The 14,527-nt window shown below is 42.8% G+C and carries 12 protein-coding genes and 2 pseudogenes; 4 read left to right on the forward strand and 10 right to left on the reverse strand.

Features of this window, described 5'->3' with window-relative positions:
• Window positions 1-334 precede the first annotated feature (334 nt).
• Window positions 335-784: pseudogene (locus OVA33_RS20710) on the forward strand (thermonuclease family protein); the annotation flags it as partial.
• A gap of 186 nt (window positions 785-970) precedes the next feature.
• Window positions 971-1,075: pseudogene (locus OVA33_RS20715) on the forward strand (excalibur calcium-binding domain-containing protein); the annotation flags it as partial.
• 223 nt (window positions 1,076-1,298) lie between these two features.
• Here OVA33_RS20715 and OVA33_RS16000 read toward each other — a convergent pair.
• Window positions 1,299-2,033: a hypothetical protein gene (locus OVA33_RS16000; RefSeq protein WP_128974201.1), complete on the reverse strand. Its 735-nt coding sequence runs from the start codon at window positions 2,031-2,033 to the stop codon at window positions 1,299-1,301.
• Between the two features lie 256 nt (window positions 2,034-2,289).
• Between OVA33_RS16000 and OVA33_RS16005 the strand changes: the two genes are divergently transcribed.
• The gene (locus tag OVA33_RS16005) at window positions 2,290-3,435 is read left to right on the forward strand and encodes a site-specific integrase (protein WP_013352364.1); all 1,146 of its coding nucleotides are present in this window, start codon (window positions 2,290-2,292) and stop codon (window positions 3,433-3,435) included.
• A 119-nt stretch (window positions 3,436-3,554) separates the two neighbouring features.
• Here the strand turns inward: OVA33_RS16005 and glnA are convergent, their stop codons facing one another.
• From glnA to spoVK, 5 genes are all read right to left on the reverse strand, one after another.
• A complete protein-coding gene (gene glnA, locus OVA33_RS16010; RefSeq protein WP_017417829.1) occupies window positions 3,555-4,889 on the reverse strand; it encodes a type I glutamate--ammonia ligase in 1,335 nt (444 codons plus the stop codon).
• Window positions 4,890-4,946: 57 nt separating this feature from the next.
• Window positions 4,947-5,351: a transcriptional repressor GlnR gene (gene glnR, locus OVA33_RS16015; protein ID WP_007611631.1), complete on the reverse strand. Its 405-nt coding sequence runs from the start codon at window positions 5,349-5,351 to the stop codon at window positions 4,947-4,949.
• Window positions 5,352-5,460: 109 nt separating this feature from the next.
• Window positions 5,461-6,726 (reverse strand): methionine gamma-lyase family protein, encoded by a 1,266-nt coding sequence (locus OVA33_RS16020; protein WP_017417828.1) that lies wholly within the window; start codon window positions 6,724-6,726, stop codon window positions 5,461-5,463.
• A 16-nt stretch (window positions 6,727-6,742) separates the two neighbouring features.
• Window positions 6,743-8,005 (reverse strand): GTPase HflX, encoded by a 1,263-nt coding sequence (hflX, locus tag OVA33_RS16025; RefSeq protein ID WP_017417827.1) that lies wholly within the window; start codon window positions 8,003-8,005, stop codon window positions 6,743-6,745.
• Between the two features lie 129 nt (window positions 8,006-8,134).
• A complete protein-coding gene (gene spoVK / locus OVA33_RS16030) occupies window positions 8,135-9,103 on the reverse strand; it encodes a stage V sporulation protein K (protein ID WP_017417826.1) in 969 nt (322 codons plus the stop codon).
• Window positions 9,104-9,409: 306 nt separating this feature from the next.
• Here spoVK and OVA33_RS16035 point away from each other — a divergent pair, with 306 nt between their 5' ends.
• A complete protein-coding gene (locus OVA33_RS16035; protein WP_017417825.1) occupies window positions 9,410-10,168 on the forward strand; it encodes an N-acetylmuramoyl-L-alanine amidase in 759 nt (252 codons plus the stop codon).
• Window positions 10,169-10,220: 52 nt separating this feature from the next.
• Here the strand turns inward: OVA33_RS16035 and OVA33_RS16040 are convergent, their stop codons facing one another.
• From OVA33_RS16040 to nrdI, 4 genes are read right to left on the reverse strand one after another with little or no spacing between them, the layout of a single operon-like run.
• Window positions 10,221-10,838 carry a hypothetical protein gene (locus OVA33_RS16040; protein WP_017417824.1) on the reverse strand — a complete coding sequence of 206 codons (618 nt, stop codon included), beginning with the start codon at window positions 10,836-10,838 and terminating at the stop codon, window positions 10,221-10,223.
• Window positions 10,839-10,886: 48 nt separating this feature from the next.
• Window positions 10,887-11,876, reverse strand: a complete 990-nt coding sequence (gene nrdF / locus OVA33_RS16045) for a class 1b ribonucleoside-diphosphate reductase subunit beta (RefSeq protein WP_012117608.1) — start codon at window positions 11,874-11,876, stop codon at window positions 10,887-10,889.
• Window positions 11,877-11,893: 17 nt separating this feature from the next.
• Entirely contained in the window at window positions 11,894-13,996 is a 2,103-nt protein-coding gene (gene nrdE, locus OVA33_RS16050) for a class 1b ribonucleoside-diphosphate reductase subunit alpha (protein WP_003154060.1), read from the reverse strand.
• Window positions 13,956-14,348 (reverse strand): class Ib ribonucleoside-diphosphate reductase assembly flavoprotein NrdI, encoded by a 393-nt coding sequence (gene nrdI / locus OVA33_RS16055; protein ID WP_003154061.1) that lies wholly within the window; start codon window positions 14,346-14,348, stop codon window positions 13,956-13,958. The genes nrdE and nrdI overlap by 41 nt, the downstream gene beginning before the upstream one ends.
• Between the last annotated feature and the right edge of the window lie 179 nt (window positions 14,349-14,527).

Here is a 14,527-nt window from a genome sequence, read left to right on the forward strand (position 1 = left end):
AAAATTAATTTTACAATCTTTGGTTCTATAATTATAATTAGGAAGGTTTGTCCGATATAAAGACAGAATAAACAAATTTGGGGGAATTACATTGAAGAAATGGTTATTAGGTATTGGCGCATTATCTCTAAGCTTTTCTTTGGCTGCATGTGGGTCTGATTCTGCTTCTACAGATAAAACAGATTCAGATAAGGCTAAAACAACGCAGCAAGAAGAAAAGGATACAAAAGAGACAAAGACAGACTCTCAATCAAACGACAAAAGCAATAATGACAAAAATGAAAAAGCCGAAAATGCTTCAAAGAAGGATTCGTCGGATAACAAGGCATCTGACAATAAGAAAAAGTTGGTCGATGTAACACTAAACAGAACGGTTGATGGAGACACGATTAAAGTTAACTATAAAGGCGAAGTCAAAACAGTTCGTTATTTACTTGTTGACACTCCTGAGACTAAAAAGCCAAACTCTTGTGTACAACCATATGGTGAGGATGCTTCAACAAGAAACAAACAGCTAGTTAACAATGGCAAGCTTCAACTAGAGTTTGATAAAGGAGATCGTACAGACAAGTACGGCAGACTGCTGGTTTACGTTTATGTAGATGGCAAATCTGTTCAAGAAACACTGCTTAAAGAAGGATTAGCACGAGTAGCTTATGTATATGAACCAAACACGAAGTATTTAGACACGTATAAGAAAGATGAGCAAGCTGCTAAAGATAAGGACTTGAAGATTTGGAGTAAGAATGGATATGCGACTGATAAAGGATTTAATGGCTGCGTAACGAAACCGAAGAAATCAGTAAGTGTATCTAAGCCGGCTCAAAAGTCAGTTACAACACACCAATCAGAGACGCATAAATCGTCTAATCCAAGCAGTTCACATTCAAATAGATCGGCATCAAACAGCTCTTCTAACTCTACACAAGCCTCCCCTTCTACTGGAGGAACAGAACACTTTGCAAACTGCACAGAGCTGAGAAAGAAATATCCGCATGGAGTACCAAGCACTCACCCTGCTTATACATCTAAGATGGATCGGGATAATGACAACTTTGCATGTGAGAAGAATTAATCAATTTGAAGCCCTCTGAGGCTTCTTTTTTTATTTGGATATATTCTGTCTAAACAAAAAACCACAGAGCGTGTGAGGGACTCTGTGGTCTATAGTGGCTGTTAAACCCCTATGATACATCAATTAGGATACTTTAAATTAGATTAATAAGCAAGATGATCTAAAATGTTTCGTTAAAATGAGGATTTTTTTATTTAATGTTTGGATTGAAGGGCTAATAATTTTATTCTTGTATTGTTGTTAATACTCCATTATCGAAATATAGATATCTGCTAATACCGTAAACCCATTGTTCATTTATCCCTGATGCTGTCGTTGTCTTATGAATAGACTTAGGCCTGCCCCAGTCTTTAAGTTGGACAACTTCCTGCTTGGTCATGCCAATAGCAATTGTCTTCTCCTGATAATCTTCATCTAGGGTGTCTACGCCTTCGTACCCGTCTTCTTGGTACTTCACTTCTCTTGTTTCAAGTATATGAGAATTAGGGTCATCATTTTGGTATTCACTTACGATTAAAACGTTCTCTTCTGGATGATTTAATGGACTATATTTAACTTCATAACTGGATGTTTTATCGTCTTCATCGCTCGGCAAAATAAAAATCTCATTAATAGAACATGTTTTATTCCTTCCACATTTAATTTCGTTTAAATGCGAATTCTTTTGGACAACTTCCATCACCTTTCCAGCCAAAAGCAATTTTTCTTTGTCAGATAAAGTAGTAAACGCTGGCTTAGCTTTTAAAGATAAATCAAATTGATTTTTAGTATCCTGAACTTTACGCAACCATACTGAATCAAAGTGTTTGTTTAATTTTTTGTTTTCTTTTACTTTAGTAGCTATAGCATCTAAATTGGTTGTATCTAACCTGTTTATGTACATTGGAATTGTTATAGACAATGCTATTATTGCTATAGCCACAATTCCGAAAAAAATAATCATTTTCTTCTTTTTCATCACTGTTACAGCCCCTTATGACTACACTATACTTTATACGAGAATGTTTAAATCCATTTGACCATAAAACTTCAAGTTTGCCCTCACTCCATAATTCACCACAATTTCAATTATCTTATATCAAGAGCAGAAAATAAACACAAACTTATAGTATTTTTTGATAACGTTAACTTTCAATTGTCTGAAATTTTTGATTGTCCCCCGAAAAACTAAGTGCTAAAATGGGATATGTTAATTTATGAAAGGTGGAGTAAAGATGGCCAGTTTCAGAAAAAGAGGTAGTACCTGGCAATACAGAATAAAGCATAAAGACCCTTTGACTCATGAACAAATTGAGGTCTCTAAAGGTGGATTTAAAACAAAAAAAGAAGCACAACTAGCAGCCAGACAAGAAGAACTGAGGCTGAATAGCGACTTAGAAATCAATGGAGGTGACGTTCTTTTAAAACACTATCTTAAAGATTGGCTCACTGAATATAAACAAGGAACTGTTAGGAAAAACACATATATCCTTCATGAACGTAATGTTAAAACAAAGATCTTGCCCTATTTTAAGGATATTAAGCTTAAGGATATCAAGCCTTTGAGATACCAAAAATTCATCAATCATTTAGCAGAACAAGGGTACAGTAAGAGAACGATCGAGATCATTCACGGGACAATGTTTAATGCTTTATCTACTGCTGTAAAACCATTAAAGAAACTCGAGGAGAATCCTTGTGAAGGAGTAACTATCCCGAAGATACCTAAGAAAAAAGAAAAACTGGCGTACATTAACTCAGACGACATCTCCTTCTTCCTCAAAATTGCAAGACAGGATAACTATCTTTACTACATTTTCTTTAAAACTCTACTTGAAACTGGAATGCGTAAGGGGGAAGCTGCTGCATTACAAAGAAAGGATATTGATTTAAAGAATAATTACATCCATATTAACAAATCTTTAGACTTTCAAGTTAAAGAAGGCGAAGAAAGATTCGGAGAAACAAAAACTTATGAATCCGAGAGACGTATTAAAATAAGCAATTCTTTGGCTAAGGAATTAACAGCTCATATGAAATATTTAAATGATAATAGAATAGTTTTTAATGAAGTATATGAGCATGAATTAGACCTTGTTTTTTGCAGAGAGGACGGCAAACCATTACCGAAATCCACCCTCTTCAATGCACTTAATCGAATTCTTAAAAAGTCTGGGCTTAATAAAATGCCTATACATGGTTTAAGACATACTCACGCCGTTCTTCTTCTTGAATCTGGTGCAACGATGAAGTTTGTACAAGAAAGACTTGGGCATAAAAATATAACCATCACTTCTGACGTGTACTCTCATATCTCAGAGAAACTTGAAAATTCGTCAGTTGACGGTTATGAAGAATATATGAACTCTCTTTTGTCTTAATTTTTTTTAGTATTTTTGGTGGTCAAATAGTGGTCAACCTGACCACCAATCCTTCAAATACCCCTTGTGAAATAAACCAAAAAATCCCCTGACACCAATAGTGCCAAGGGATTGAGAGATTAATACTGAGACATGTATTGTTCGCGCTCCCACGGATGAACCTGTGTGCGGAACATATCCCATTCGATTTCTTTTGCTTCGATGAAGTGTTCGAACAGGTGCTCGCCGAGCGCTGCAACCATGACTTCGTTTGATTTGAATTCGTCGAGAGCTTCCGCCAGTGTCGCCGGAAGATCTACGATGCCGTTTTCCATGCGCTCTTCTTTGCTCATGACGTAGATGTTACGGTCAATCGGAGCCGGTGCTTCAAGTTTATTTTTGATTCCGTCAAGGCCTGCTGCAAGCAATACGCTTAACGCCAGGTACGGGTTTGCCGCCGGGTCTACGCTGCGGACTTCAACACGCGTGCTGATGCCGCGGGAAGCCGGGATACGGATCAGCGGGCTTCTGTTTTGCGCGCTCCATGCCACGTAGCAAGGTGCTTCATAGCCCGGAACAAGGCGTTTGTAAGAGTTCACCGTCGGGTTTGTGACAGCCGTAAAGCTTGTCGCGTGTTTTACGATACCGGCAATGAAATGTTTTGCTGTTTCACTCAGCTGAAGATCAGCGTCTTTATCAAAGAATGCGTTAACGCTATCTTTAAAGAGTGATAGGTTGCAGTGCATACCGGAACCGTTTACGCCGAACAGCGGTTTTGGCATGAATGTCGCATGCAGACCGTGTTTGCGGGCGATCGTTTTGACAACCAGTTTGAAAGTTTGGATGTCGTCACAAGAACGGATGGCACCGGCATATTTAAAATCGATTTCGTGCTGACCCGGAGCAACTTCATGGTGAGATGCTTCGATTTCAAAGCCCATTTCTTCAAGCTCAAGCACGATATCGCGGCGGCAGTTTTCTCCCAAGTCAGTCGGAGCCAGGTCGAAGTATCCGCCTTTATCGTTCAATTCAAGCGTCGGTTCGCCTTTTTCATCTAATTTAAACAGGAAGAATTCAGGCTCAGGTCCAAGATTGAAATCGCTGAAACCGAGTTCTTTCATTTCTTTCAGAATCCGTTTGAGGTTGTTACGCGGGTCACCTTCGAACGGCGTGCCGTCCGGATTGTAAATGTCACAGATGAAGCGTGCTACTTTACCTTTTTCAGCCGTCCATGGGAAGACTACAAATGTGTTCAGATCAGGATATAAGTACATATCAGACTCTTCGATACGGACAAAACCTTCGATGGAAGAACCATCGAACATGCATTTATTATCAAGTGCTTTTTCAAGCTGGCTCACAGGAATTTCCACGTTTTTAATCGTTCCGAGAATGTCTGTGAACTGAAGGCGGATATACTTTACGTTTTCCTCATTTACTAATTTTACGATGTCTTCTCTTGTGTACTTTGCCATTTTGTAAAACTCCTCCTCTAAAAGGTAAATGTATATAGCAAAACAGTTGCTAACGGATTAATGAAAGAATCGGGACATGTCACCTTGGCGGAAAGTATTTCCCCGCTGGAAACGGCCTGCCTGCATCAGTTCGTTTTTCAGAAGCTTTCTGAGTTCGTCATCAGACAGATCGTGCTTCATCGGTTTGGCGGTTTTTTCGGATTTTTCTTCCGGTTCGGCAGATGCCTTATCCAGAATTTGTTTGATCCCCGCCATATTGACGCCTTGTTCAATCAGATTTTTGATTTCTAACAGTTTATCTACATCATGGAATGAAAATAATCGTCTATTTCCTTCGCTTCTCGCTGGAAATATCAATCCATTTTCCTCATAATATCGAATTTGCCGGGCAGAAAGTTCTGTTAACTGCATGACAATCCCAATTGGAAATAAAGGCATTGAGCGGCGAATGTTATCACTCATCTCAATTTCCTCCTTTTCTTATCTTAGTCTCATTATAGGTGATGTTATATTTTGTGTCAACACAATGTAAGGAACCTTAACATCAAATTCTTTGAAAATTGCAAACGGCCTAGATCAGCTCTTTTTCCATTAAAGCATTTACGGCGCTGCAAATCGCATTTTTCACGTGCGCGTAGGTTAATCCTCCTTGGACATACGCCACATAAGGCGGTCTGATAGGTCCATCTGCTGATAATTCAATGCTTGCTCCCTGTACGAAAGTGCCCGCTGCCATAATGACATCGTCTTCATATCCCGGCATATAGCTCGGATAAGGCGTCACATGCGCATTAATCGGTGAAGCATATTGTATCGCCTGGCAAAAAGCAATCATCTTATCAGGGTCCTGAAACTCAACTGATTGAATCAGATCCGTTCTCGGCGCATTCCATGCAGGGTTTGACGTAAAGCCGAGCTTTTCAAGAAAACGGGCGGAAAATACCGCTCCCTTCAAGCTTTGTGCCACTACATGCGGAGCGAGAAAGAAACCTTGATACATTTCCTGCAGTGAATAAAGCGAAGCCCCGGCTTCACTTCCGATTCCCGGGGAGGTCATCCGGTAAGAGCAGGCCTCAATCCACTTGGCTTTCCCTACAAGATAGCCGCCCGTTTTAGCAAGGCCGCCGCCCGGGTTTTTAATCAGGGAGCCGGCCATAAGATCCGCTCCGACGTGGCAGGGTTCCCGCTCTTCTGCAAATTCTCCGTAGCAATTGTCCACAAAAACAATGACATCTTCTTTGATTTCCTTTACGAAACGAATCATCTCTTCAATTTCATTTATTCTGAAAGACGGACGATTCGCATATCCTTTTGAACGCTGGATGCCGATCACTTTTGTATTCGGCCGGATTGCAGCCCGGACCGCTTCAAAGTCCACTCTGCCTTCTGATGTTAAATCGACTGCATTGTATCCGATTTGAAATTCCTTAAGCGAGCCTGAATACTCCCCGCCTCTTACTCCGACGATTTCCTCGAGTGTATCGTAAGGCTTGCCTGTAATATAAAGCAATTCGTCCCCGGGTCTCAGCACACCGAAGAGCGCGATTGAAATCGCATGCGTTCCGGAAATGATTTGCGGCCGCACGAGTCCCGCCTCTCCTCCGAACACATCAGCATAGATCTTCTCCAGTGTATCTCGTCCGATATCGTCATAACCGTATCCCGTTGAAGGCGTAAAATGCGTATCGCTTACTTTATGTTTTCTGTAGCTTTGCAGGACTCTCCATTCATTCCGTTCACTGATTTCTTCTATTCCTTTATGAACGGCGGAGATTTCCGCTTCTGTTTCTTCGGCGGCCTTTTGTAAAAGAGCGCCGTGGGTCAGTGTGTCAAACATGTTGTGTATACCTTCCTTACATGAATTTCTTCAGTTCTCCGAGTATGCTTTGTTCTTCCTGTACATAACCTGAGACTTCGTAGCGTTCATTTTCTTCATTAAAATAAAGGCTGTCGATCATGGTCTCTGATTTGATGCGTGACATCAATTTGCCTTCGGCGGCAGGCACATGAACTTCATACGGCGTCATCAGCTCCTGGCGCAAATAAGCTTCGATTTCCGCTTTTAGTTTTGCTTCATCCCCGGCGATTCTGGCGCTGATCATGATGTGGCCTTCTCCCGCTGTCGGGATGAAGTCAGGAAGTGTCTCATCACGTTTGTTATAAGCGGTCAGCACCGGAATATCATCTGCCTCAAGCTCTTTTAACAGACCGAGGACAGTCTGTTCATGCCCGGCATAATCTTCATTGGATGAATCAATGACATGAATGATCAAGTCTGCTTCCTTCACTTCCTCAAGTGTTGAGCGGAAAGCGGCAATCAGCGTCGTCGGCAGATCCTGAATGAAGCCGACCGTATCAGACAAAAGGACGCTGTAGCCGCTTGGGAGCGCCATCTTTCTCGTCATCGGATCAAGTGTTGCAAACAGCAGATCTTCTTCATAGCTGTCTGAGCTCGTTAATTGATTGAACCATGTTGATTTTCCGGCATTGGTATACCCGACGAGTGCAGCCTGAAGCACGCCGTTCTTTTTTCGTCTCTCCCGATAACGGCTTCTGTGGCGGATAACCGTTGAAAGCTGCACGTTAATTTCGTGTATGCGGTTTCTAATGTGGCGCCGGTCTGTTTCAAGCTTTGTCTCACCGGGCCCTCTCGTCCCGATTCCGCCGCCTTGTCTTGAGAGATTGATTCCTTGTCCGCTCAGACGCGGCAGCGCGTATTGAAGCTGGGCCAATTCGATCTGAAGCTTTCCTTCTCTCGTCTTCGCCCTTTTTGCGAAAATATCCAAAATAAGCTGCGTGCGGTCGATGATCTTCGCTTCAATTGCAGTGGCAAGTGATTTAAGCTGGCTCGGTGACAGTTCATCATTAAAAATGACCAGATCCGCTTCAAGCTCTTCACACAGCGCCTTCAGCTCGTCTACTTTCCCCTTGCCTATATATGTAGCGGCATCCGCTCTGTTCCGTTTTTGCGTAATCCGGGTCAGCACCGTTCCGTCAGCCGTTTTTGTCAATGAAGCAAGCTCTTCCATGGAATGTTCAAAGTGTTCATCTGTCATGTGCGGAAGCTGGCAGCCGACCAAAATGACCGTTTCTTTTTTTCCTTCCTGTTCGTTCAAATGGATGTTCCTTTCTGTGTCGTATTGGGCAGTAGTACTATCATACCAAACCCGCAGGGCGTATACCACACATCCGGCGGGTTTTAAAGAGAGAAATAAAAAAGAGACCCCTCAGACCGGCTGAGAGGTCTATTCGTGAGCTGCCGCCTCATCTTTTATAAGTAAATCCTGGCTCTTGATCGTCATTAAATCGTTTTTTAAATATTGGTCTCCCATTAAAAGCCTCATGGCCTGAGCGCGGATTGATTTTTCAATCACGTTTCTGACAAAGCGCCCGTTGCTGAATTTAATGGGGCTTGTCGTGCTTTTCACTGTCATTAAGTAATCTTTTAACTTCCACTCGGCTTCCTGGCTTAATTGATACTCCCGCTCTGCTATCATGCGCTTTGCGATGTCCATCAGCTGAGTGACAGAGTAATCCGGAAAATCGATGCTGATAGGGAAACGCGATTGCAGGCCGGGATTTAATGACAGGAAATGTGTCATTTCTCTCGAGTACCCTGCCAGGATCAGAATAAATTCATGCTGTTTGTCTTCCATATGTTTGACAAGCGTATCAATCGCCTCTTTACCGAAATCCTTTTCTCCGCCTCTTGCAAGTGAGTATGCTTCATCAATGAATAAAATACCCCCAAGCGATTTTTTAATCAGATCTCTCGTTTTTTGCGCCGTGTGTCCGATGTATTCACCGACGAGATCGGCACGTTCCGCTTCGATCAGATGTCCTTTGGAAAGAACGTTCATTTCGAAGAAAAGCTTGCCGATCAGTCTCGCGACGGTGGTTTTCCCGGTGCCGGGGTTCCCTTTGAACATCATATGAAGAGCTTGTTTTCCGACTTTCAGCCCTTGTTCGGCCCGTTTTTGGTTGACGAATATCCACGCGTAAATTTCTTTAATGTTGCGTTTCATTTCTTCCATACCCACTAATGTGTTCATTTCGTTTTCAATTTCTTTCAGAATGCTGTGCTTGGCTTCATTTTTTTGCAGGGCGGCCTGATATTCCGCCTCAGCTTCCGCATTTGTCAGCACTTGCTTTTGGCCATTAAGAATGATGTTAATTTGTCCGTTATTTTTATAGGTTACAGCGCGCTCCAACATGCTCACCTCTCTGTTCTCTCTTTATCTTACTCATGATGAAGCGGTTCCGTGACATCCGCCTATCATCATGAGACCTGTTTTCCTCTTTATCTGTCACTTTTTCCGTTCTCTTCGGGAATGATGTTGAATCCTGCGCTTTCCCGAGAAATATTTTTCATTTCTTATTGTATTCAGCAGAAACGGGAGGACAAACCATTTATTTTTATTTTCCGGGAAATGTTGGGTATATTTCTCATTTTTTTCATGAATGACAGCCGTACAAGCACCTTTTGAATATCATCATATGCTGTAATGAGGTGATGGAGAATGGTTAAAATTTTTATAGACCCCGGTCATGGCGGAACTGATTCAGGTGCAACCGGAAACGGACTTCAGGAAAAAGCGGTCACGCTGGAGATCGCGCTGGCTTTGCGCACGATTCTGACGAATGAGTATGAAGGAGTTTCTGTCACGATGAGCAGGACAAGCGATAAGACGGTCAGCCTGACGGAAAGAACGGATGCCGCCAACAGCTGGGGCGCAGATTATTTTTTATCCATTCATATTAACTCAGGAGGCGGAACCGGATTCGAAAGCTATATTTACCCCGGTGTCGGAGCGCCGACCTCGACTTACCAATCAGCCGTCCACACGCAAGTGATTCAAGCATCAGGTTTTAATGACCGAGGAAAAAAAACAGCCAACTTCCATGTGCTGCGAGAGACAAGTATGCCGGCGATTTTGACGGAGAATGGTTTTGTTGATACGTCAGCTGATGCAAACAAACTGAAAACAGCCAGTTTTATTGAAAGCCTTGCAAGAGGACATGCCAAGGGCTTGGAGCAAGCTTTCGGTCTAAAAAAAAAGGCTGACTTTTATAAAGTGCAAATCGGCGCATTCAAAGTGAAAGCAAATGCTGATGCGCTTGCCGCCGATGCGGTGTCTAAAGGTTTTGACGCGATTGTGCTTCCAAAAGGCGGCTTATTTAAAGTGCAGATCGGCGCATTCTCTTCCAGAGATAATGCTGAAGCGTTGGCAGCACGGGCCGAAAAAGCCGGATTTGATGCCTTCATTGTGCAAGACTAAATGAAAAAACCCCTGCTCTCCCTTTTTTGGGACGAACGGGGGTTTTTTGTTATTAAAGTATATCGGCGACAAACTGAGACCAAGCTTCAAGACGCTGATACACATTTTCCTCTTTCAGTTCGCTCAGTTTCATCCAGCGCCCGGCGATTTGATCTTTTTCTTTCACTTCGACTTGTGCCGCAGACGCTAACTGGAGCGCAGAAAGGATGCCGATATGCACCTTCCCTACATCGTTTTCATCATCATTGATCAGGCCGAGTGTGACAATGTTTTGTTTGTCCTCCTCGCGAATGTACAGTTCTTCCGCCAGCTCCCGGTCGGTATTCTGTTTCAGCACTTCCGAAAATGAAGCCGCCCCTTCCATAGGGTTCATGTGTCCGCCGAAACCGAGAGAAAGCTTATTATGGAGGCGCGATTCCCCTCCGCCCGCAAGCCGTTCATACACAAACACCTCATCATCGCGGCGGATGACGACATACGGAATCGGCTGTTTAAATCGCGGGTCCTCTTCCGCGTCGCCTCTTCTGATTTCAAAAAAATGCGCCTCAATTTGAGCCATAATGTTTACGATACGTTCATCCTCGCTGTTGACTCCCTGAAATGTCAGCATTTCGTTTTGAAAGACGTCACTCCGCGGTGCAGCCAAGATGATTTCATCCATTTTATTCATGCCCGTTCCTCCTGTCTTACCTCTCCATTCAAGCCAAAAGAGCAGATATTATATCTGCTCTTCATCTTGGCCAAAATAAAAATCTTCGTCCTTAATCGGTTCTACCGTCGCTTTTTTGTAGCCGTTCCCTTTCATGGAGAAGAAATCATGTGATTTTGTTTTGGTGTTTAATCCGTTTAATACGATCGGATTAATATCCTCTTCTTCAAAGTAAGGATCGAACCCTAAGTTCATCAAAGCTTTATTGGCGTTATAGCGGATGAATTTCTTTACATCGTGTGAGAGTCCGACTTGATCGTACAAGTCCTCTGTATATTCAAGCTCATTTTCATATAACTGATTCAGAAGGTCAATCGCAAATTCACGAAGCTCTGCTTTTTTCTCTTCTGTCTGTTTATTATAAATTTCCTGAGCAAGGAGACCGACATACACGCCGTGAATCGCTTCGTCACGAAGGATCAGGTTAATGATCTCACCGCTTTGCATCAGTTTTCCTTGTCCGTAGAAATATAACGGATAATAGAAACCGCTGTAGAAAAGGAAGCTTTCCAGATAGACGGAAGCAACCATCGCTTTGAACAGTGAAATTTCATCATCTTTTTGAATGGCTTTGTAAAGCCCGACAATCATTTGCGCTTTTTTCTGCAAATATTTATTTTGTTTAACCCATTCAAATACTTCATTAATCGTTTCAGTCGGTGCAAGGGTCATGAAAATATTAGAGTACGACTTCGCATGGACAGCGTTCTCCATCATCGCCATAAAGTTCAGCACCGCTTTCCGCTGATGGCCTTCGACGTGCTCGGCCACAATCGGCATGCCCGTGTTCCCCTGCTCTGTATCAAGCAGTGTCAGGCCGGCGAGCACCTTCATGTACGTATCCTGCTCATTTTTTCCCAAATACTTCCAAGTGAGAAGATCGCCGTTTAATGCGATCTCTTCCGGAAGCCAAAACTGCTTTACGTTTTGGTTGTAAAACATTTGGGTGAAATCATCTTCATGCTTTGACCAGTTTGCTGCGTCATAAATTTTTGTCACTGTAAACTCTCCTTTAATCAAACGACACAAGAAAGACAGCTGTCCTGCCCGGTATCTTTCGTTCTTGCATAGTAAATGGTTTTGATGCCTCTATGGTGGGCATACAGATCAATACGGTTCAGATCACGAGTTGTCATCGTATCTTTCAAAAACAGGGTAAAGCTGATTCCCTGATCGATATGCTGCTGGATTGTCGCGATCATATCCACCACTTTGAACATGTCCATATCATAAGCTTCTTTGTAGAAGAACCAGTTATTAGACGCTAACCCCGGCATCGGGTAATACGTTTTTGAATTTCCGTATGTTCTTTCTTCGATCCGTTCCATGATCGGCATAACGGACGCCGTGCTGGATTGGACGTAGGAAATGGAGCCTGTCGGCGCGATGCACAGTCTGTAGCTGTGGTACATGCCGTTTTCAGCGACAAACGCCTTCAGCTCTTTCCAGTCTTCGATTGTCGGAATGTGCATGCCTTCAAAGAGCGCAGCGATTTTTTCGTATGCCGGTGAGAACTCTTTTTCGATGTATTTATTGAAATATTCTCCCGTTGCATAAGTGGAGCCTTCATAATGCTCAAACGTTTCGCCTTTTTCTTTCGCAAGCTCAGCTGAACGCTGGATGGAATAAAAGTTCACCATCATAAAGAACGTATTCGCGAAATCTCTTGCTTCCGGGCTTTCATAAGCGATGCCGTTTTGGGCCAGGTAGCCGTGAAGGTTCATGGCGCCTAAACCGATCGACTTCATCGCTTTGTTCGCGCGTCTGACTGCCGGCGCGTTGCGGATATCCGTCGTCTCAGATACATGAGTCAGGGAATCCGTCGCGAGTTTCACCGTGCGCTCAATCGATTTATGTTTCATGACATTCAGAATATTTAATGAACCAAGGTTGCAGGAAATGTCCAGGCCGATTTCGTCTTCCTCGTCATAATCTGTGTAAGCCGAAACCTGTGACGCCTGAAGCACTTCAGAGCAAAGGTTCGAGAATTTCACTTTTGATACGTGGTTATTCGCATGCTCTTTGTTTACGTTATCCTGGAACATAATGTACGGATAACCTGACTCAGAACGGAGAACGGCAAGCTTTTCAAGCAATTTGCGCGCATTCACTTTTTCTTTTTTGACACGCGGGTTGTCGACAAGCTCCTCATACATCGCCGTCATGTCCATCTCATCCATATGCTGGCCGTATTCTTTATAAATCGTGTGCGGATAGAATACATAAGCCGCTTTGTCCTCACGTGCAAGCTCAACGAACTTATCCGGAATGACGACACCGATAGAAAGCGTTTTGACACGCACATCTTCATCCGCAGAAATCTTTTTCGTATCAAGAAAGTCATTGATATCGCGGTGGAAAATGTTTAAGTACGCCGCGCCAGAGCCTTGTCTTTGCCCCATTTGGTCAGCATAACGGAACGCGTTATCAAGAAGCTTCATGACGCCTACAACACCTTTTGTGGCGTTTTCAACATCTTTAATCGCTTCACCTTTCGCGCGAAGCTTGGACAGATTAAGAGAAACCCCGCCGCCCAATTTAGACAGCTGCATGGAAATATCGATCGCCCGTGAAATGTCGTTTAAGGAATCATTGACTTCGAGCAAGAAACAGCTCACAAGTTCTCCGCGGCGTTTTCTGCCGGCATTCAAAAATGTCGGTGTGCTCGGCTGATATTCCTGATTGATCATCAAGTTCACATATTCTTTTGCTTTCTCAGTGTCGCCGTTTGCGAAGAACAGCGCAACAATTGAGATCCGGTCCTCATAACGCTCGAGGATTTTTTTCTTGTCATTCGTTTTCAAAGCATAGTCATTATAGAATTTAAACGCACTCATGAAGGAAGGAAAACGAAACTTCTTAGCGTAAGCTGTCTTAAACACTTCTTTAATGTCTTCAAAAGAATAAAGGCTTAAGAATTCCTCTTCGTAGTATTGGTTTTCAATCAAATAATCCAGCTTCTCTTTTAAATCGTGAAAGAAAACTGTGTTTTGATTGATATAGTCTACAAAATAGCTATGTACAGCCTCTTTATCTTTATCAAACTGGAATTTTCCATCTTGTTGGATCATGATTTCGTTATTTAACTGGATCCATTTTGGCACTTGATTTTGTGACAACTCTTTCTACCTCCTGAGTAAACAATTCAACGTCTTTAGATGTGCCGCTGAGTTCAAATTTGTGCAAGATCGGCACCTGATATTGTCTAGAGATGGTATCGGCGCTTTTTGCAAAGTTATCGCCCCATACTTTGTTGCCGCTCGCAGCGACTCCTAATAAGAGATGGGCGTATTTTTCGAGAAATGATTGTGTTGATGCCGGTACCTGACCGAAGTTTGTCGTGTAGGTGACCAAAACAAACGGAGTGTCCACGTGGTCCGTTTCGTCCACCTTGCGGATCAGCTGAAAGTCTGTTTTATTCACAAAACGCTGAACATTCCCTGTCTTTGAATCAAATATGATTTGAACCATCCTTATCACGACCTATCAAAAATAATGAATCTCTTAACACTATATATAGTATACTAACCTCCCAGAAAAACACAACATATTGAGATCGATTTATAAAAAATTCATATTTTTGAAAGAGCGGACTTTGGCTCCGGCCCGATTAACGCCCAAAAAAGAGAGCAGAACGAGAATCATCTCTC

The organism is Bacillus sp. KICET-1 (genome assembly GCF_027721405.1).
Taxonomy (GTDB): Bacteria; Bacillota; Bacilli; order Bacillales; family Bacillaceae; genus Bacillus; species Bacillus velezensis.